Origin of the sequence: Sinorhizobium psoraleae (assembly GCF_013283645.1) — a bacterium.
Lineage (GTDB): Bacteria > Pseudomonadota > Alphaproteobacteria > Rhizobiales > Rhizobiaceae > Sinorhizobium > Sinorhizobium psoraleae.
Window position 1 is genome coordinate 286,376 of the sequence record NZ_JABEKV010000002.1, and the last position, 19,210, is coordinate 305,585.

Sequence of the window (19,210 nt, forward strand, 5' to 3'; positions counted from 1 at the left end):
GATGTTCGATCCCCGCGAGAAAATCGCACTTTTCATTGACGGCGCCAATCTCTACGCCGCGTCGAAAAGCCTCGGCTTCGACATCGACTATCGCAAGCTGCTGAAAGCTTTCCAGAAACGCGGATACCTGCTCAGGGCCTACTATTACACCGCGCTTATCGAAGATCAGGAATATTCGTCGATCCGTCCTCTGATCGATTGGCTGGACTACAATGGCTACAAGGTCATCACCAAGCCGGCCAAGGAATTCACCGACTCGCTCGGGCGACGCAAGATCAAGGGCAACATGGATATCGAGTTGGCGATCGACGCTATGGAGCAGTCCGAGACGGTCGATCATCTCGTCATCTTCTCGGGTGACGGCGACTTCACCACGCTGGTCGAAGCGCTGCAGCGCAAGGGCCGCAAGGTTTCCGTGGTCTCGACCATGTCGACCCAACCGCCGATGATAGCCGACGATCTGCGACGCCAGGCGGATCATTTCATCGATCTCGTGACACTCAGAGGCGAGATCGGCCGTGAGCCCTCGGAACGCACACCGCGTCCGGTCGAACCCGTCGCAGACGACGTCGAACTTTAAGAATTCGAGCCCATGCAGGGGCGGCGCGAGCGCGCCTCACCCGGCCGGATCAGCCGCGCTCTTTAGTCAGCCGCGCTCTTTAGTCAGCCGCGCTCCTTGAGCAGGCGGTTCTTCTGCCGATTCCAGTCGCGTTCCTTGGAGGTCTCACGCTTGTCGTGCAGCTTCTTGCCCTTGCCCAGGGCAAGCTCCAGCTTCGCCCGCCCGCGGTCGTTGAAATAGATCCGCAACGGAATCAGTGACATGCCTTCACGGTTGACGGCGCCCTGCAGCCGGTTCACTTCCCGCTTCGACAACAGCAGTTTGCGACGCCGACGGGTTTCGTGGTTGAAACGGTTGGCCTGCAAATATTCCGGTAGATAGGAATTGATCAGCCAGATTTCGCCGCCTTCGTCGGTCGCGTAGGATTCCGATATATTGGCCTTTCCTTCGCGCAACGACTTGACCTCCGTGCCGGTCAGCACGAGACCGGCCTCGTAGGTATCGATGATCTCGTAGTTGAAGCGGGCCTTGCGGTTCTCCGCCACGACTTTCTTGACCGTGCGCTCGCTGCCTTTGGGGGCCATCAGTTCAACAATCCCGCATGCCGGAGCGCCGCATCGATCGCTTCCTCCGTGCCCGGCTCGAGCGTCGCCAACAGCGGCGAACGAACGGCGCGACTCATCCGCCCGAGGCGATGAAGCGCATATTTGGCGCCGCAAAGGCCGGGCTCCATGAAGATAGCCTTGTGGAGCGGCATCAATTTGTCCTGATACTCCAGCGCCTTTGCGAATTCACCGGCAAGTGTCGCTTCCTGGAATTCCGCGCAAAGGCGCGGCGCGACGTTGGCTGTGACGGAAATGCAGCCGACCCCGCCATGCGCGTTGAAGCCAAGGGCCGTCGCGTCCTCACCCGAAAGCTGCACGAACTCCTTGCCGCAGGCCATGCGCTGCTCGGAGACGCGCTCGATCTTGCCGGTCGCATCCTTGACGCCGACAATCGTCGGATAAGCCCTTGCCAGCGCAGCCATGGTCTCGACGCTCATGTCGACGACCGAGCGACCGGGAATATTGTAGATTACGATCGGCAGCTTCACGCTTTCGGCGATTGCAGCGTAGTGGGCAAAGAGGCCCTTCTGCGTCGGCTTGTTGTAATAGGGCGTCACGACCAGAATGGCGTCGGCGCCGGCCTTTTCGGCATGCTGTGCAAGCTCGATTGCTTCGGTCGTGTTGTTCGAGCCGGCACCGGCAATCACGGGCACGCGCCTCGCCGCTGCTTCCACGCAGAGTTCGACAACCTTCTTGTGCTCGTCATGGGACAAGGTCGGCGATTCCCCGGTCGTGCCCACCGGCACCAGCCCATGGCTGCCTTCTTTTATCTGCCATTCCACATGCGCGACGAAACTATCCGCATCCACTGAGCCGGTGGCGGTGAACGGTGTTACGAGTGCGGGAATGGAACCCTGGAACATGCACAACTCCTGACGGCCGCAAGGAGCACGAAACTCTCACGCTTTGGCCGCAATCGACGGTTAAAAAACTGCCGCACCATAATCATGTGAAGTGGTCGCGGCAAGCGTCGTGAAGACGCATTTCATGTCGGTTTTCACCCAAACGACAGCTCTAAGGCACTGCGGCGGTTGGAGCCAATGCTCGAGCGGGCCCCATGAAGACACCGGACCCATGATTTGCGGTCATCGGCAAATGCCGCTAACTTTCGGCAAGCGGTCCGGCGGAGAACGAAGGGGAACACGGGGGCTCTTGATGCGCAGACCACTCTTTCTGCCTGTAGTCATCATGGTCGGCGCCGCGGTGCTCGCTTCTTCGGCTCCCGCCAGCGAGACCCACCGGACAGCGGTACCGGCAAACAGGCCTGATTCCCCCAGCAAGACGGGACGCGTTGCGGATGTCACGGCCGCAATATCCGCGGCCGTTGCGCCGATCGGCGCAGATTTAAAGACGGGCCTCGACGCGCTTTCCAATCGCGAGCCCGCCAAAGCAATCGCGGTTCGCGACGGCATGCCCTCGGGAACGCTCGAGCGCCACATCCTCACCTGGGCCATTGCCGTTTCAGGTCAGAAGGGCGTTCCATCCTACGAGATCGCCGAAGCACAACGGGAGCTTCAAGGCTGGCCCGGCTTGAAATTGCTGCGGGCGCATTCGGAACGGGCGCTCTATCGCGAAAACCCGCCTGCCGCGGATGTGATCGCCGCCTTCGGCGCGACCCGGCCCGAGACGGCGGAGGGGACGATCATTCTCGCCCGGGCGCTCATGGCTCAAGGACAAAACGCAGCGGCGGCCAAGCATCTGCGAGCTACCTGGTTGAAAGACGCGCTCGACAAGGACACGGAAACAAAGATCCTCTCGGAATTTTCCGATCTACTGACCACCGCCGACCACAGGCGGCGCATGGAACTGCTGCTCTATCGCGCTCGCGTCGATCAGGCGGGGCGTTTCAGCGACCTCGGCAAGGCGCAATCGCTTTATCGCGCCTGGACAGCGGTTATCCGCAGCAGCGACAACGCGGCGGCGCTGATCAAGGCGGTCGACCTGTCGTGGCGCGATAGCCCCGCCTTTCTATTTCTCCGCATCGAGCATCTGCGCAAGCAGGACAAATACCAGGAAGCAGCCAAGCTTCTGGCCCAAATGCCGAAGGACAGCGAAGCTCTTGTCAATCCGGGCGAATGGTGGACGGAGCAGCGCATTGTCAGCCGCGGCCTGCTCGACGAAGGTGATTTCCGTGGCGCTTACCGCGTCGCCGCCAGCCATGCGGCAACCGAAGCGACGGACATCGTGGACGCGGAGTTTCACGCCGGCTGGTACGCGCTTCGCGGCCTGGAAGACCCGGCAACTGCGGCAGGCCATTTCCGGAAGATACTGGAAGCGTCGACCCGGCCGATCTCAGCCTCGCGTGCCTGGTACTGGCTCGGACGCGCCGCCGAAGCGGGCGGCCCTGGCGATCCGAAGGAGCATCTTGCCAATGCGGCGCGCTATCACGGCACATTCTATGGCCAACTCGCAGCCGCGCGGCTCGGCCGCTCGGCGCTTGACGTAAGCTACCCCTCCCCCACGCCGGAGGATCGCATACGGTTCGAACGTCGAGAGGCCGTAAGGGCCATCTCCGGCCTGGATGCCGCCGGCCACGGCTGGCGTGCGGACAGCCTTTATCGGTCGCTGGCCGAGGAACTGACCAGCCCCGGCGAACTCGCGATGCTTGCTGCGCGGGCGGAAGAAACAGGCGATCACCAGCTTTCGCTGCAAATCGGCAAGATTGCTTTCGCCCGAGGCGTCGATGTCGCCGCGCTTGCCTTTCCGATCGGAGTGATCCCGTCCAGCGCCGATATCACCGGTGCCGGCAAGGCGCTGGCCTATGCGATTGCCCGCCAGGAAAGCGCTTTCAATCCGGCCGCCGTCTCGGTCGCCAATGCCCGCGGACTGCTGCAGCTTCTGCCGGGCACCGCCAAGGGCGTCGCGAGCCGATTCGGCCTTGCCTATTCCAAGGACCGCCTGACGACTGATGCAGGCTACAATGCGACCCTGGGGGCGCACTATCTCGGCGAGCAAATCAACAGTTTTGGCGGTTCCTACATTCTGACGTTCATCGCCTATAATGCCGGCCCGCGCCGCGTGCCGGAATGGCTCGATCGTTATGGCGACCCCCGCGGCAAGCCAATCGATGACGTGGTGGACTGGATCGAACGCATTCCCTTCCAGGAAACGCGCAACTATGTCCAGCGGGTCATGGAGAACTATCAGGTCTACAAGTCCCGGTTGGGAGAGCCCGCCGACATCGTCGCGGATTTGAGAATGGGACGGCAATTGCCCTGAGTTCAATCGACTTTGGCCCCTTGTCCCCCGGCGAAAGGCGCGATCAAATGGTCGTGATCGGTCGCCGGAACATGGCACAAAATGCGGTCCCAACCATTTTCTTCCGGAAGGGATGCGTTTGTCTCGAAAGGAAATGGTGAAGCCAATGAAGACGTTAGCAATTGTCGCCCTGTCGCTGGCGACGGCGATAAGCAGCGTTCCGCCCGCAGAGGCATTTCCGATCGCTCCGGCGGTAAAGCCGCAAGCCACGGACATCCAGCACGTGCAGTTCTCTTACGAGCGCGGTGAGCATGCTAAGGGCGTGTGCCGCTTGCCTTCGTGCCGACGCGATTATCGTGAGTCTCGGCGTGGCTATCGTGACTATCGCCGCAGTTTCTATCGCGATCGCTATCGTGATCGCCGCTACCGCCGCTACTATCGCGACGATGACAACGATTTCGGCGCGTTCATTGGCGGCCTGGCGACCGGCGCGATCGTCGGTGGCGTGCTGAGCCAGCGACCGAGATATTCCGGCGGCAACGCCCATACTGAGTGGTGCTATGCACGTTACCGGTCCTATCGGGCCTGGGATAACACCTTTCAGCCGTATGGCGGTCCCCGTCGCCAGTGCTATTCGCCCTACAGCTAAGGCACCTCACCGGGCCATAGTCATTTCACTGCTTCATTGAAGCGGTGAAATGACCTGACTCCTTGAAACTGCGCAACTTCGGACGGAAAACCGCTACACGCCTTTGCTGGAAATGTGCCAATTCCGGGCTCTCCGCCAGCGTATAATTGCGCGCGAAGTGACGCGCAGCTGCGCGGGACGATCCGGCCCCTAAAGTGACAATCTTCCGGTTTGATAAAGTCCCTTTGCCGGCTTGCCGTCGCACATACAGAAGCTACGATTCACTCCCCGCGACCGAATGGAGTCGATCATGGACCGGAGTGAATTTCGGGAACATCTCTTTCGAGGACAGGATGGCCTGCAGCTTTATGCCAGGTCCTACGGCCTCGCAGCATCGTCAGGTGGTACAAAGGTTCCCGTCGTCTGTTTGCCTGGCCTGACACGCAACAGCCGCGACTTTCACGAGCTCGCGGGCTTTCTCGCCTCCCCGGCGGGAGGCGGACATTTCGTCATCTCTCTTGATTCCCGTGGGCGTGGTCGTTCGGAGCGCGACGACGACAAACGCCGTTACACTGTCGCCATGGAAACCTTGGATCTCATCGCCGCCTGCGCGCATTTCGGTGTCGAGAGGGCAATTTTCATCGGCACATCGCGCGGCGGCCTGATCCTGCATCATCTCGTGGGCCTCGCCCCTACCTTGATCGCAGCCGTCATTCTCAACGACATCGGCCCGGTCATTGAAATCGAGGGGCTGCTTCGAATCCGGGACTACCTCAACGCAGCGACCGGGCCGGCAAGCTGGCTTGCGGCACCTCGCTATCTGCAATCCATACATGGGGCAGATTTCCCGATCCTTCGTGACGACGATTGGCACGGGATGGCGAAGGCGATCTATCGCGACGAAGGCGGACTCCCGGTCGCCGACTTCGATCCGGCGATCGCGGCGCAACTGCGGCCGCTTACCGCCGATACCTCACTGCCGGACCTTTGGCCGCAATTCGATGCGCTCGCCGGGCTGCCGATGATGGTCGTTCGTGGCGAGCACTCCAGCCTCCTGTCCGAGATCACAGTCGGGGAAATGAAGCATCGCCATCCAGACTTGGTGACAGTGACAGCGATCGGACAGGGCCATGCACCGCTTCTGCATCTCGATGGCCCGAGACAGGCTATAGCGGCTTTTGTTCGACGGTAGACCAGCTCGCCGACGGCAGAGCGGAAACACTCTCCCCGCAACAGGCCCTAAAAATGGAAAAGCCCGGCTCGAGAGCCGGGCTTTCCCTAACTGACCGAGGTCAGGCCAGATTAGAAGTCACGCTGCAGGCGGAGGAAGCCGAATACTTCGTCGTCGCCGTTGTCTTCATCCTGGTACTGAACCGACAGACGAGTGGCGAGGCCTTCGGTGACCTGATAGTCAGCCGTTACACCAACGCGCCATGCATCGTCGTTGCCGAAGCCGTTGTTGCCGTCATTCAGGCTACCAAAGTACTGGGCGCCGGGGGTGATTGCAAACTTGTCGGTCGCATTGAAGCGATACGAAGCAGCAACCGTCCATTCGGATTCAGCCCAATATGCGTTCGGGTCGGATGCCCAGATACCAGCGACCTGGAAGACGCCCGGACCGAGGTCAGCCGAAAGCAGAGCGCGGATCGCGCCTTCTTCAACTTCCGTGTCGAAGCCGCCGAGCAGGTCGAAGGAAACGCCGCCGAGGGTGGCCGAAACGATACCAGCAACGCCAACGCCGTTAGCCTTGGTGCTTGCACCTTCGAGTTCGTCGACCGAGATACCGGCCTGGAACGTGCCGCCGTCATAGAGGTAAGCGAGCGAGTTGAATTCGGTGAAGTTGCCGAGCGTATCGGTTTCACCGTTCAGACCCTTATCCCACCAGCTGTAGAAGAAGCCGGCCTTGAAGCCGCCGAGCTGGATGTAGGCTTCATCAACGTCGATGAAGTCGCTGTCGCCAGAGTCGGTGTCGTTATCGGCGTTGAACTCAGCAGCGAAGAAGCCGGTGAGCGTGCCGTACTCGGTGTCGCTCTTGGCGTCAAACGAGATGTAAGCGCGGGAGAAGACATCCCAGTCCGACGTGGACTGATTGTTTCCACCGAGGGAACCCTGGTCGAAACGGCTGTCAGCTTCGTCACGACCGAACGAGCCCTGAACGCGGATGAAGCCGCCGATCTTGAGGCAGGTTTCCGTGCCCGGGATGTAGAAGTAGCCCGTGCCGAAAGCGTCGCAGACGCGAACGTATTCCATGGGCTCCGGCTCGGCGGCGACGATAGCGTCGGCTGCCTGCGCGCCGGATACTGCTGCGAGAGCAGCAGCGGAGCCGAGAAGAAGGCTCTTGATGTTCATTTCTGACCTCCAGTCAAAAGTTTCAAACGGGTCTGGGTTTCTTTGCTGAAGGACAGCGTTCCCTGCCCCATCCCCAACGTTCAAGAAGTCGGACGATCAACCGCCCTTGCTTCCGGAGTTGAAAATACAAAACCGGGTGGGGCACGCAACGACCAACTTACCAGATCACCTCCTTTGCGCTGCCCTTCCCTGATCCCTGTTGCTGAAACGACACAAAATCGCCTCAGACCACCCGAGAGAATTAACAAAGCGTTAAGAAAATCCTTTTGCCACAGGGGGTTATCATGGAGGCGGAGCGAGCCGCCTGTCTCAGAAAGGGGCAGAAAATGGCCGAAAAGGGGGGCAAAACCGGGCATCCGCGGTCCCGCCTCCCGGTCTTCTCACAAACAAGATGTCGCCCAGGAGCCGCTACGCGAAGTGGCCGCGGGAGCTTTTTCGCCGATTCACAGGAGAATCAACAAGCCAGATTCGCGAATCTTTCGAGCCTAAGGACCTCGCCGATTCTTCAGGGAACCGGCCGACTTGCCGGGACAGGTGAACGATGAAAGGAAGACTGGAAGGACGGAGCGTTTGCGTACGCGCAGACTAAGCGCCTTGCAAAGAGTCCTTGTCGGAATGAAAAATCCGCGAGCCGCTATAGGCGGACGATAAGATGGCGGAGAAGAAGGGATTCGAACCCTCGATACCGTTTCCGGTATACTCCCTTAGCAGGGGAGCGCCTTCGACCACTCGGCCACCTCTCCGTTAGCGCCTGACTAGTGTCACCGCGTCATCAATGCAAGATTTTTTTGTCAGATTTCAGGAAATCACACGATTTTCATCCTTGGCGGCGCATTGGTCGACGCATTGTCAGGACGCATGAACACGCGCCATGGGCAGCTTCGTCGGGCTGCGTCTCGGGAATAGGCCCAACACCTTCGAGGCAACGACCGATCTCATATATTGGCGCGTGCACCCGTGTTTGGAGTATCCGGGCGCCGGCGCTCGCGGGTCGTGGATCCTGGGGAAATATTGCTCTTGCCGGCGAGACAACGTTCGGCCTCGCGAAAATCCGAAGCTCTCGCAAATGGCGCCGCCTTCGCAAGGCCGAAGCAAGGCCGTCCACGGAAAATAGCCGCCACGCTGTCGAGCGGTCATTCCGGCGGAAGCCGACCGCAACGCGTGGTGGATAGAAGAATCGGCATTTTCGGAGGCTGCGATGTCGATGATCATGCATGTCGCGCTGGCAAAGCCCGGCCAAGCCGCGGCCGTGTACCAGCATTATTTCATCGAGCGTCCATGCCGCATCCTCGTGATCGGTAAGCAACTGAAGGCGAAGACCAAATATCAATGCCTGCTTCGGCATATCTCGATTAGTGGCGCGATGCTCGACTTCAATGCCGCAATCATGCTGCCGAAGCACTTCTTCCTGGAAATCGACGGCTTCAAAGAGGAGATCGGCTGCGCCGAGGTCCATCGTAGCGGCACGGAGCTTGGCGTGCGCTTCAATATGCTACTTGCCCAAGACTTTCTGCGCCGGCTGATCCGGTTGCAATTTTCCAGCGGCGGCCTCTAAGCGCCACGCGACGTTCCCGTCGGGAACTTGCGGCGTCACTCAATTAAGCAAGCTCATTAGATTCTTATCGATTGCCTTCAAGGGATTGCAAGTTTCCCGCTGGAGACTGTTGAGAAGCCCTCCTGCCTTTTGCAGGCAGTGGGAGGCACCGGCAAATGACTTGTCCGGGCTTCGTGGAAACGCAATCGCCGCTTCATGCGGGGCTTCCGGAGTATGACGCATGCTGCAGTCGACCATGTATTCGCTCGCGCCCTCGCTGCTCTACGAGCGTCGATACGAGCGCTTTTCGATCGGCCAGGCCGGCACGCTGATGTCGGTGCGGCCGGCGCTCGGCGGCGTCTCCATACGCGCCTGCAAAATGATCGACATCTCGCGCGGCGGAGCGAGCTTTTCCGTGAGCACGACGATTGGGCTATCGCAGCACTATTATCTCCATATCGTCGGGACGAAATTTCGCATCGGATGCGCCGAAGTCTACCGCAAGGGAGAGCGCATCGGCGTGCAATTCATCAAGGCGATCGACGAGGCATTCCTGCACGAAATCGTGCGCGGCGAGTTTTTCACCGGTCAGAACAGGAAGACTCAATCCGGTCTGGCGTCGGTTTCGCGTCGTCCTGCATCCGTCAACTGGGGCTTCGTCGAGTAACGCCGTGCCTGAGGTGCAGGCAGGTCGATCTTTTCCGCAAAATCGATTCCGATTCCCGCACATATGCGATAAGTTCCGCGGCGTTTTGTTCGAACGGGGTTCAGTTTCTCGCATGTCCGCATTCTCACGCTTCACGCCGCTTATCCAGTCTTTGCCAGCAACCATCCCCTTCGTTGGGCCTGAAGCGATTGAGCGTCAGCGCGGCCGTAAGGTCGCGGCACGCATCGGCGCCAATGAAAGCGGATTCGGTCCGGCAAATTCGGTGCTGCTCGCCATGCAGCAAGCGGCCGGCGAGACGTGGAAATATGCCGACCCCGAAAACCACGACTTGAGGCATGCCCTCGCCGGGCATCTGGGAATTTCTCCCGCCAACATTGCCATTGGCGAAGGCATAGACGGACTGCTCGGCCAGATCGTCCGCCTTATCATCGAGCCCGGCATGCCGGTCGTGACGTCGTTCGGAGCCTATCCTACATTCAACTATCATGTCGCCGGGCACGGCGGGCGCCTGGTCACAGTTCCTTATGTCGGCGACAGGGAGGATCTCGATGGCTTGCTCGCCGCCGTCAAGCGCGAGAACGCACCGCTCGTCTACTTCGCCAACCCGGACAACCCGATGGGGAGCTGGTGGCCGGCCGATCGAATCGTCGAATTTGCACATGCCTTGCCGGAAACGACGCTGCTCATCCTCGACGAAGCCTATAGCGAAACCGCGCCGCCGGAATCGATACCGACGATCGACAGCTTGAGCGACAAGCCGAACGTCGTACGCACGCGCACCTTTTCCAAGGCCTATGGCCTTGCCGGATCGCGCGTCGGCTACGCGCTTGCGACGCCCGGCACGGCCGCGGCGTTCGACAAGATCCGCAATCATTTCGGAATGAATCGTGTCGGCGTGGCCGCAGCGATTGCTGCTCTCGCCGACCAGCACTACCTCAGGCAAGTCATTGCGAGGATAACGGAGTCACGCGATCGAATCTCTGCGATAGCGCGCGACAACGGGCTCAAACCATTGCCGTCGGCCACCAATTTCGTGGCCATCGATTGCGGACGCGACGCGACCCACGCGCGAGCGATCGTCAACCGCCTAATGAGTGATCACGGTGTTTTCATCCGCATGCCGGGTGTTGCCCCGCTCAATCGCTGCATCCGGGTCAGCACCGGACCCGAGGCTGAAATGAACCTGCTCGAGGCTGCCCTGCCCGACGTTCTCGGGAGTCTGGCAGCGAGCAGCTAGTGCTCAACTGATCGAGCAAGGAGGCCGGCCGGTTGTCCCCGCAAAGTCTCTGCGCGGTCGGGAAAGAAGCGCGGCGGCCTGCGCGTTCATCAATGTACCGTCATCCATTCGCGAGCCGCACGCAATGCGTGGGCTAGATCGGTTTTGCTCATCGTTGCCGCCAGGTCGGCGCGCAGGTCCGCGGCGCGGTCCGAGCCCTTGATGGCGGCAATGTTCAGCCACTTGTGGGCGGCGACCAGATCGACCGGCCGTCCACGGCCCGTCGCGTAGGCCAGGCCCATTTCACAAAATACGTCCGCTTGGTTTTCACCACCCATTGCGGCATCCGAAGCGAGCTGCATTTCAAAGCGTGCCATTGTCTTGTCCCTGTCTTGCCTGATTGATGTCTTGCCTGATCCGGCTGAAGCGGCCCGCCCCTTGGGGCGGACCTTGCTCCAGATCAGCATTTGTTTTTGTCCCTGTTCAGTCGCGCCTCTTTGCGGGCCTTCCGAAAAACGCACCGTCTTTTGCAGTGTCGCTTTCGGCGGTTCGGCGGGTTGTTTTCTCCGCTCGTCTTATGGATTGAAGTATGCCGTACGGCCTTCAATGCTCGCTTAAAATGCATGCTTAATTTGACGCAAACAAAGTTCAAACGGTTGGTAAACTTGAGCTTTCATTAAGCATCGGATCGCCTGGAATAGCGCGGATTTGCCTCAAAATTTACGAAATATTCAACTGCGGATTTCAACCAAACGCTAACCACACAAACAGCATAAATCGGTCGAGCCAGCGACTTTCGCCGAATTTCCGCGGCTCTCCGGCCCGCGACAAATGCAATTCCAGCGACGTTGCGGATATTTACCTTTACGTACGCGTAAGCTACGGTTTCGCCCGGCGGTGGGAGACCGCTCGTTATGAGGCGTTCAGGCTGGGCCGGTACACGCTACAATACCGGCCGCTTTTCTTATCGGAGGAATTGAATGATTCGCAGATTGCTCATCGCAGCGGCCGTTGCCTTCGGCACCGCCTGCTCGGCCATTGCCGCAGAACCGATCGTCGGCAACTGGAAGACTGCAAGCGGCGCCACGGCCGAAATCGCACCGTGCGGCGGCGCATATTGCGTTACCTTGAAAACCGGAAAGCACGCGGGCAAGCGCATCGGCAATCTCACCGGAACCGACGGGAGCTATAGCGGCGAACTCACCGATCCGGAAAACGACAAGACCTATAGCGGCTCGGGTGCAGTCAACGGCAATTCGCTGAAGATGAAAGGCTGTGTGCTGAAGGTGCTTTGCAAATCGCAGACCTGGACGCGTCTGTAACGCGTCGAGATCATGAGGGGCACCGCTCATCGCGGTTCCCCTCTTCGTTTCAACGGGCGCGCTGCCCAAACAAGATCTTCTGCGCTTCCTGATCCTCGGCCAGGCTCTGCTGGCGGGCGCGCTCCTCCTTGCCCACTTCGATCGCCTTCTGGACAGCCGGCCGCGCAAGCACCGCCTCGAACCAACGCTTCAGATTCGGGAAATCATTCAAGTCCTGACCCTGGTTCTCGTGCGGGATCACCCAGCCGATGCAGGCCATGTCTGCGATGGAATAGTCGCCGGCGAGGAACGGCCTATCGGCAAGACGCTTGTTCATCACGCCATACAGACGGTTCGCCTCGTTGGTATAGCGGTTGATCGCGTATTCGATCTTCTCCGGAGCATATTGGCGGAAATGATGGGCCTGTCCCGCCATAGGGCCGAGGCCGCCCATCTGCCAGAAGAGCCATTGATCGACTTCGACGCGGGCACGTTCGTCGGCAGGATAAAACTTGCCGAATTTGCGCCCGAGATATTGCAGGATCGCCCCCGACTCGAACACCGATATCGGCTGGCCGCCCGGACCATCGGGGTCGATGATCGCCGGCATTCGATTGTTGGGTGCGATCTTCAGGAAATCCGGTGCGAACTGTTCGCCTCGTCCGATATTGATGTATTTGACCACGTAGGGAACGCCGAGTTCCTCCAGCATGATCGTGATCTTCCAGCCGTTTGGGGTCGGCCAGTAATAAAGCTCGATCGGAGCAGTCATCCTGTTTCTCCTGAGGTTGCAAGAGTAGAGAGGTAGGCATGCCTGCTGCCGCGGGCAAGACTACAACGCCGTGCGTCTTTTCAGACGCGCAACGGTCGTTGTGGCATGTCTGAAGTGCTGCATGTCTCCGCTAAATTCACTGCGATCTGAGGAGACATGCAGTACGGCGGCTTGCGAAGATGAACCGGAGATGAACGGACATCTCAGCATAAATTCAGTTTGGTTGTGCAAAAAGGCCAATATCGCTTTCAACGTGCCTCCAGCCAACGGACAGAACCATGGATATTCTCGCTCGGCGCCTCACCATCATCAGTCTGCTGATGGTTGTCTTCGCGATGACGCTCGCTGCCGCAGTCAGTGCCGATACGCAGCGCCGCCGCCAAAACACCTATCTCGGCTCGCTGACCGACTGCACCGCCCACACGGCACAATATTGCCAGGCCAAGCTCTAGATCGCTGAAACTCACGCAATTCCGGGCGGAGAACCGCTATTCACTTTTCCTGGAATTGCTCCAAAGGAACCGAAAATGGCCGCTCTCGCCACTTCCGCTACTCTCTCGCTCCGGGTTCTCTTGCTCACGAGCCTGCTGATGGCACCGATCGGGGCGGTCGCTTACACCAAGGCCGCAGGCCTCGGCATCGGAAAACACGGTGCCGGCCTCGTCCTCTTCGTGACGCTACAGCGTCAAGCCATGAGCTGACCGCAAGCTCGCGACCCGCTCCCTCTTGCACCTGGACTGAAATTCCGATCCCTTCCCAATGAAAGGATTCGGAAAACCATGCATCATTCGCAATCTATCTCGCGGCGGCACTTGCCGAAATCGCCGGGTGCTTTGCCTACTGGGCGTGGCTCAAACTCGGCAAATCCATCTGGTGGCTTATGCCCGGCATGGGGTCGCTCGCGCTTTTTGCCTGGCTCTTGACGATGATCGACGCGGCTGCCGCGGGCCGCGCTTATGCCGCCTATGGCGGTGTCTATATCGCCGCTTCGCTCGCCTGGCTCTGGCTCGCCGAGGGTGTGCGCCCGGATCGCTGGGACGTGACCGGCGTCGCGGTGGCGCTCGCCGGCAGCGCGATCATCCTCGCGGGCCCGCGCTGAGCGTGCAAGCGAAAGATGCGAAAGGCCGAGTTGGGCTGCTCCGAGCGCTTTTGATTCCAGATAGTTGGAGGGAGGCCACGGGAAATCGCGCATGTTTTTCCGCATAGCCCTGCAATCTTGTCGTTTGCTTGTCAGGAGCCGCAGCTTATAATGCGACATGAACAAACGAATCTCGTCAAACTCCGTTCTCTCCATCGCAACCCCTGAAGCAATCGAGCCGCAACTCTTCGAGCATCCGGCCGAGGCCGTTGATTGCCTGGAGGCTCTCTACGAACGCAACACCCGCTTCCTCCGCGAGGCGTTCGAAGGGCTTGGAAAGAACGATGCGCCGCTCACACGTTTCCGTGCCTGCTATCCGCAAGTCAGCATCGAGACGAGCAGCTTCGGCCACGTCGATTCCAGGCTTTCCTTCGGCTACGTCAGTGCGCCCGGTGTCTACACGACGACGATCACCCGGCCGAAACTCTTCCGCCACTACCTGAAGGAACAGCTCGGGCACCTGATGCGCAATCATGGTGTGGGTGTCACCGTATCCGAGTCGGCGACACCGATACCGTTGCATTTCGCCTTCGGCGAGGCCGCTCATGTTGAGGCCTCGGCCGCCGAGACCATTGACATCCCGCTGCGCGACCTGTTCGACGCGCCGGACCTCACGACGACCGACGACGAGATCGCCAACGGTTCCTATGAGCCGGGCCCCGGCGAACCGTCGCCGCTCGCTCCGTTCACGGCGCAGCGCATCGATTATTCGCTGGCCCGGCTCAGCCACTACACGGCGACCAGTCCCGCGCATTTCCAGAATTTCGTGCTCTTCACGAACTACCAGTTTTATGTCGACGAGTTCTGCGCCTGGGCCCGGCAGCAGATGGCAGAAGGCGGCAATGGGTACACCGCCTTCGTCGAGCCCGGCAACATCGTGACCCCGGCAGGTGCCGATAAGCCGGATGCCGACTATACCCTCTCCCGTCTGCCGCAGATGCCGGCTTATCATCTGAAAAAAAAGGGGCATGGCGGCATCAGCATGGTCAACATCGGCGTCGGCCCGTCTAACGCCAAGACGATCACGGACCACATCGCCGTGCTGCGCCCGCATGTCTGGCTGATGCTCGGTCATTGCGCCGGCCTCAGAAACAGCCAGCGCCTCGGCGACTATGTGCTGGCACATGCCTATATGCGCGAGGACCACGTGCTCGATGACGATCTGCCGGTCTGGATCCCGCTGCCGGCGCTCGCGGAGGTGCAGGTTGCGTTGCAGGACGCCGTTGCCGAGGTGACCGGCTATAAGGGGTATGATCTCAAGCAGATCATGCGCACGGGCACGGTCGCGACGATTGACAACCGAAACTGGGAACTGCGCGACCAGCGCGGCCCCGTCAAGCGCCTCTCTCAGGCGCGCGCAATCGCGCTCGACATGGAGTCGGCAACGATCGCGGCCAACGGTTTCCGCTTCCGCGTGCCTTACGGCACGCTGCTTTGCGTGTCGGACAAGCCGCTGCACGGCGAGTTGAAGCTGCCCGGCATGGCGAGCGCATTTTACCGGACGCAGATCAGTCAGCATCTGAAGATCGGCATCCTGGCCTTGCAGAAGCTCGCGGCGATGCCGCCGGAGAAACTGCATTCGCGCAAGCTCCGAAGCTTCTACGAGACCTCGTTCCAGTAGATCACGCTTTCCGCCGCAGCAGGAGCGACAGCATTGTACCGGCGACTGCCGAGACGATGACGAGCAGATGTGCATTGACGCTGGCTCGGCCGAGCAGTTCAAGTGCGTCGCGACCGCCAGGCGCTCCGAAGGAAATCGCTCCGGCCGCAATCGCCGCCGGGTAGGTTCCAACCCCCGCCGGTGCATGAACCGGCAGCACAGAGGAGAGCTCGCCGCCAAGAGCACCGCCGAAGCTGGCAGCAAGCGGCGCCACGCCCATAATGGCAAGCACCCAGGCGAGAACCACGACCTTGACAGCCCAGTTCAGAATGGTCATCGCCCATGCACGCAGAAATCCTGGCATGTTGTCCGGGAGGCCTGCCTCCACTTCATCCAGCACGGTCGCAAGCCTCCCCCGAGCCAAATGCCGCGCAAGCGCAAGAACCCTTCCCTTCAGCAGGAAGAATGCGAGCGGCGAGAAGAATGCGAACGTCCAAACGAGCCAGCCGATCGACGCATCGCTCCTCTCGATCACGAGGCCGATGGTGGCAACCGTCAGCAAGGCATGCAGATCGAGCAGCCGCATGACGAGCAGCGCCGATGTGCCGTGCACGAGCGGCACGCCGAATTCGGAGCGCATCAGCAGAGGGAAGCTCGTTTCGCCTGCGCGAAACGGCAACATGATGTTGAGCAGATTGTGGACCTGTGTAACGCGAAACAAAGGCAGGAAGCGGCCTGCGGTATGTCCCGGGAAATAATCATAGATGCGGTAGCAGCGGATGAAATAGGTGGAGATCAGTAGGGCGAGCGCGGCAAGCACGGCCCCGATGCCAATCTCGGCCCACTGGCGCATCAGGGTCGACCAGCCCCAAACCCATTCGACGAAGATCGCGTAGGCCGCGATCGCGACTACGGAAATCAGCATCATGCGGTTGCGTGCAAGCCACGATCGCTGACTGAACTGCCAGTCCGAATTCATCCGATGCCGATTTCCTGTGCTGAACCACGCAATTCGACGTTGGTTATCACCGTTAACTGTGCAAGAAAACCTGCGACAGTACGCCGGAGATCATCCTTGAACCACACTGAAGAACCCATGGCGGCGCTTGCCGATAAATTGGAGGCCATCGAGCTGTCCGTCGTCGTCCCCGTGTTCAACGAAGAGGACAGCGTCGGGCCGCTCGTCACACGCATTCACGACGCAATGGCCGGCTTCAGCAAGTCGTGGGAACTGATCCTTGTGGATGACGGCAGCACCGACCGCACGCTACCGAATGCCCGCGCCGAACTCTTCCGCCCGGACCTGAGGCTGAAGATCATCGAACTGCAGAAGAATTTCGGTCAGACTGCCGCCATGCAGGCCGGTATCGATGCGGCCTCCGGACGATTGATCGCGACACTCGACGGCGACCTGCAGAATGACCCCAATGACATTCCGCGCATGGTCGTGGCGATCGAGGAACGCCAACTGGACCTGCTCGTCGGGTGGAGAAAAAACCGCCGGGACGGACTGCTGCTCAGGAAAATTCCCTCGTGGTGCGCCAACCGGCTGATCGGCAAGATCACCGGGGTCAAGCTCCACGACTACGGGTGCAGCCTGAAGGTCTATCGCGCCTCGATCATCAAGCAAGTCAAGCTGATGGGCGAGATGCACCGCTTCATCCCTGCATGGGTCGCCGGTGTCGTGCCCAGCAGCCGGATCGGCGAGATGCCAGTCACCCATCATGCCCGCCATTTCGGTGCATCGAAATACGGCATCTCACGCACTTTCCGCGTCATACTCGACCTTTTGGCCGTGCTCTTCTTCATGCGCTACAAGGCGCGCCCCGGCCACTTTTTCGGATCCATCGGGCTTGCGACCGGCGGTTTGAGCGCACTTATCCTCTTCTATCTGGCCATCGACAAATTCATCCTCGGCAACGACATCGGCACACGCCCGATGCTGATGGTTGGTGTAATGCTGTTCCTGTCGTCGATCCAGCTCATCACCACGGGCATACTGTCGGAGATGATGGCCCGCGCCTATTTCCGCGACGACGAGACGACAAGCTACATCGTGCGCCAGGTCTTCGAGCAGGAACAAGCCGATGCTTGACACCGTCAATCGACGCCCGGACACGGTCTTCCTTGCCGTTTCGGGTTATTTCCTGCTGTGCGTCCTGCTGCGCCTTGCCGTTTCCAACTCCCTCGAGATCGACGAGGCGGAACAGGCTTATCTGTCGCAGTTCCTGCAACTGGGTTACGGACCGCAGCCTCCATTCTACAACTGGCTGCAATACGGCTTGGGCCAACTGCTCGGCACGTCGCTTGCGACCATGACGATCCTCAAAAACGGGCTCCTGTTCCTTTGCTGCCTCTTTTACGGGCTCGCCGCACGCCTCGTCCTCGCCGATCGGCGGCTTTCGGCGACCGCGATGCTCGGTGTGCTGACGTTGCCGCCGGTTTTCCTGCTGGCGCAGCGTGATCTTTCGCACACCGTCGCCGCGCTTTTCGCCGTATCGCTGTTCCTTTACGGCTTCCTGCGGACACTCACGCGACCGAGCCTCCTTTCCTATCTGCTCACCGGGGCCGCCGTCGGCATCGGCGTGATCTCGAAGTACAATTTCGTCCTGGTGCCGGTCGCCGCGATCATTGCCGTGCTCCCCGAGCGCGACCTGCGCGCCCGCATCTTCGATTGGCGGACGCTGGCAGCCGTTGTGGTTGCCTGCCTCATCGTCCTGCCGCACGGCTACTGGGTGCTTCAGAATCTCGATTCCGCGTCGAGCGGTACCTTGAACGAGATGAAGGAGCGCGAGGTGGAGGGGCGGCTCCTGCAGGCGGCCCACGGTGTCCTGGCGCTCGGCTCGGCGATCATCGGCGGCAGCATCGTCACGCTGCTCCTCTTTGGCCTTGTCTTTCGCGCCAAGATCCGGCTGATCTGGCGGGCCGAAAGCCAGTGGACCCGGATCGTCGGACGCATGATTTTGCTGTGCCTCCTTGCCGTTCTGCTGATCATTCTAGGCGTAGCGGCGACGCATGTTCGCGAGAAATGGCTGGTCCTTTTTCTCGTCCTGCTTCCGCTCTATCTCTGTCTCAAGATCGAGGCGGCGAAGATCGATTTGTCGGGCCATCTCGGCCGATTCTTCCTGCTGGTCGGAATCATCGCCGTCGGCGCGCTCACGGTCGTCTCGGCCCGGGTCATCGTGCGGCCCTGGTACGGAGATTATTCAAGGCTGAACATTCCTTACGGAGCATTTGTCGAAGCCGTCGCGCAGAGCGAAGGCAAGCAGCCAGCGCTCGTTCTGACGGGCGACAAGCAGCTGGCAGGCAATATCCGCACACAATTGCGCGATGCACTGGTTGCCATTCCCCATCTTTCGAATGTGCCTGCGGCCGATATGGCCAAACGACCGCTTCTGGTGGTCTGGCGCGACGGCCAGGCCCAGGCGCAGCCGGTTCCGGAGCTTCTGAAAGGGGCCTTGAAGGCTTTCAACGTCCCGGAGACAGGAATGTCACCACGCTCGCTAGCCCTACCCTATCTCTACGGTCGCGATTCGCAGCGATACGGTTTCAGCTACATCTGGATCGGGGAACAAGGCACCGTCGCCGGACAATAACCCTGCCGGAGCAGCTCCAGGAAAGTATGCAACGGCTTTCCGCTCGA

The 19,210-nt window shown here is 60.2% G+C and carries 20 protein-coding genes and 1 tRNA gene; 14 read left to right on the plus strand and 7 right to left on the minus strand.

The features are described 5' to 3' along the window. The first annotated feature begins 1 nt into the window (after position 1). Entirely contained in the window at positions 2–580 is a 579-nt protein-coding gene (locus ILFOPFJJ_RS10190; RefSeq protein ID WP_173510441.1) for a LabA-like NYN domain-containing protein, read from the plus strand. 83 nt (positions 581–663) lie between these two features. Here ILFOPFJJ_RS10190 and smpB read toward each other — a convergent pair whose 3' ends face one another. Together smpB and dapA are read right to left on the minus strand one after the other, a co-directional pair. Then, positions 664–1,143 (minus strand): SsrA-binding protein SmpB, encoded by a 480-nt coding sequence (gene smpB, locus ILFOPFJJ_RS10195; RefSeq protein WP_173510442.1) that lies wholly within the window; start codon positions 1,141–1,143, stop codon positions 664–666. Then, entirely contained in the window at positions 1,143–2,027 is an 885-nt protein-coding gene (gene dapA / locus ILFOPFJJ_RS10200; protein WP_173510443.1) for a 4-hydroxy-tetrahydrodipicolinate synthase, read from the minus strand. Before dapA ends, smpB begins: the two co-directional genes overlap by 1 nt. Before the next feature lie 292 nt (positions 2,028–2,319). Here dapA and ILFOPFJJ_RS10205 point away from each other — a divergent pair, with 292 nt between their 5' ends. From ILFOPFJJ_RS10205 to ILFOPFJJ_RS10215, 3 genes are all read left to right on the plus strand, one after another. Further along, positions 2,320–4,383 carry a lytic transglycosylase domain-containing protein gene (locus tag ILFOPFJJ_RS10205; RefSeq protein WP_173510444.1) on the plus strand — a complete coding sequence of 688 codons (2,064 nt, stop codon included), beginning with the start codon at positions 2,320–2,322 and terminating at the stop codon, positions 4,381–4,383. Between the two features lie 145 nt (positions 4,384–4,528). Continuing rightward, entirely contained in the window at positions 4,529–5,011 is a 483-nt protein-coding gene (locus ILFOPFJJ_RS10210) for a BA14K family protein (protein ID WP_246299580.1), read from the plus strand. 289 nt (positions 5,012–5,300) lie between these two features. Then, positions 5,301–6,182, plus strand: coding sequence for an alpha/beta fold hydrolase (locus ILFOPFJJ_RS10215; RefSeq protein WP_173510446.1), 882 nt, complete (start codon positions 5,301–5,303; stop codon positions 6,180–6,182). 110 nt (positions 6,183–6,292) lie between these two features. Here ILFOPFJJ_RS10215 and ILFOPFJJ_RS10220 read toward each other — a convergent pair whose 3' ends face one another. Both ILFOPFJJ_RS10220 and ILFOPFJJ_RS10225 read right to left on the minus strand, forming a co-directional pair. Continuing rightward, positions 6,293–7,339 (minus strand): porin, encoded by a 1,047-nt coding sequence (locus ILFOPFJJ_RS10220; RefSeq protein ID WP_173510447.1) that lies wholly within the window; start codon positions 7,337–7,339, stop codon positions 6,293–6,295. Positions 7,340–7,992: 653 nt separating this feature from the next. Continuing rightward, positions 7,993–8,082: transfer RNA gene (locus ILFOPFJJ_RS10225), tRNA-Ser, on the minus strand. Between the two features lie 455 nt (positions 8,083–8,537). Between ILFOPFJJ_RS10225 and ILFOPFJJ_RS10230 the strand changes: the two genes are divergently transcribed. The 3 genes from ILFOPFJJ_RS10230 to ILFOPFJJ_RS10240 all read left to right on the plus strand — a co-directional run bounded on the left by ILFOPFJJ_RS10230 (position 8,538) and on the right by ILFOPFJJ_RS10240 (position 10,777). After that, positions 8,538–8,894: a hypothetical protein gene (locus ILFOPFJJ_RS10230; protein WP_173510448.1), complete on the plus strand. Its 357-nt coding sequence runs from the start codon at positions 8,538–8,540 to the stop codon at positions 8,892–8,894. Positions 8,895–9,114: 220 nt separating this feature from the next. Beyond that, positions 9,115–9,540 (plus strand): PilZ domain-containing protein, encoded by a 426-nt coding sequence (locus ILFOPFJJ_RS10235; protein ID WP_173510449.1) that lies wholly within the window; start codon positions 9,115–9,117, stop codon positions 9,538–9,540. 112 nt (positions 9,541–9,652) lie between these two features. Next, complete coding sequence (locus ILFOPFJJ_RS10240; protein ID WP_173510450.1) at positions 9,653–10,777, plus strand: pyridoxal phosphate-dependent aminotransferase; 1,125 nt, start codon at positions 9,653–9,655, stop codon at positions 10,775–10,777. Between the two features lie 89 nt (positions 10,778–10,866). Here ILFOPFJJ_RS10240 and ILFOPFJJ_RS10245 read toward each other — a convergent pair whose 3' ends face one another. After that, positions 10,867–11,133, minus strand: a complete 267-nt coding sequence (locus tag ILFOPFJJ_RS10245) for a sel1 repeat family protein (protein WP_173511480.1) — start codon at positions 11,131–11,133, stop codon at positions 10,867–10,869. A gap of 603 nt (positions 11,134–11,736) precedes the next feature. Here ILFOPFJJ_RS10245 and ILFOPFJJ_RS10250 point away from each other — a divergent pair. After that, entirely contained in the window at positions 11,737–12,078 is a 342-nt protein-coding gene (locus ILFOPFJJ_RS10250; protein WP_173510451.1) for a DUF2147 domain-containing protein, read from the plus strand. A gap of 49 nt (positions 12,079–12,127) precedes the next feature. On the opposite strand, the gene ILFOPFJJ_RS10255 is transcribed toward ILFOPFJJ_RS10250, so the two are convergent. Then, entirely contained in the window at positions 12,128–12,829 is a 702-nt protein-coding gene (locus ILFOPFJJ_RS10255; RefSeq protein ID WP_173510452.1) for a glutathione S-transferase N-terminal domain-containing protein, read from the minus strand. 278 nt (positions 12,830–13,107) lie between these two features. On the opposite strand from ILFOPFJJ_RS10255, the gene ILFOPFJJ_RS10260 reads away from it, so the two are divergent. From ILFOPFJJ_RS10260 to ILFOPFJJ_RS10275, 4 genes are all read left to right on the plus strand, one after another. Further along, positions 13,108–13,281, plus strand: coding sequence for a hypothetical protein (locus ILFOPFJJ_RS10260; protein ID WP_173510453.1), 174 nt, complete (start codon positions 13,108–13,110; stop codon positions 13,279–13,281). A gap of 75 nt (positions 13,282–13,356) precedes the next feature. After that, positions 13,357–13,530 (plus strand): hypothetical protein, encoded by a 174-nt coding sequence (locus tag ILFOPFJJ_RS10265; RefSeq protein ID WP_173510454.1) that lies wholly within the window; start codon positions 13,357–13,359, stop codon positions 13,528–13,530. Positions 13,531–13,622: 92 nt separating this feature from the next. Next, positions 13,623–13,928 carry a YnfA family protein gene (locus tag ILFOPFJJ_RS10270; protein ID WP_173511481.1) on the plus strand — a complete coding sequence of 102 codons (306 nt, stop codon included), beginning with the start codon at positions 13,623–13,625 and terminating at the stop codon, positions 13,926–13,928. 157 nt (positions 13,929–14,085) lie between these two features. Then, a complete protein-coding gene (locus ILFOPFJJ_RS10275) occupies positions 14,086–15,588 on the plus strand; it encodes an AMP nucleosidase (protein ID WP_173510455.1) in 1,503 nt (500 codons plus the stop codon). 1 nt (position 15,589) lies between these two features. Here the strand turns inward: ILFOPFJJ_RS10275 and ILFOPFJJ_RS10280 are convergent, their stop codons facing one another. Further along, positions 15,590–16,546 (minus strand): lysylphosphatidylglycerol synthase domain-containing protein, encoded by a 957-nt coding sequence (locus ILFOPFJJ_RS10280; protein WP_173510456.1) that lies wholly within the window; start codon positions 16,544–16,546, stop codon positions 15,590–15,592. Between the two features lie 96 nt (positions 16,547–16,642). Here ILFOPFJJ_RS10280 and ILFOPFJJ_RS10285 point away from each other — a divergent pair, with 96 nt between their 5' ends. Both ILFOPFJJ_RS10285 and ILFOPFJJ_RS10290 read left to right on the plus strand, forming a co-directional pair. Continuing rightward, on the plus strand, positions 16,643–17,662 hold the full coding sequence (locus ILFOPFJJ_RS10285) for a glycosyltransferase family 2 protein (protein ID WP_173510457.1): 1,020 nt from the start codon (positions 16,643–16,645) through the stop codon (positions 17,660–17,662). After that, positions 17,655–19,163: an ArnT family glycosyltransferase gene (locus tag ILFOPFJJ_RS10290; protein WP_173510458.1), complete on the plus strand. Its 1,509-nt coding sequence runs from the start codon at positions 17,655–17,657 to the stop codon at positions 19,161–19,163. Before ILFOPFJJ_RS10285 ends, ILFOPFJJ_RS10290 begins: the two co-directional genes overlap by 8 nt. Positions 19,164–19,210 lie beyond the last annotated feature (47 nt).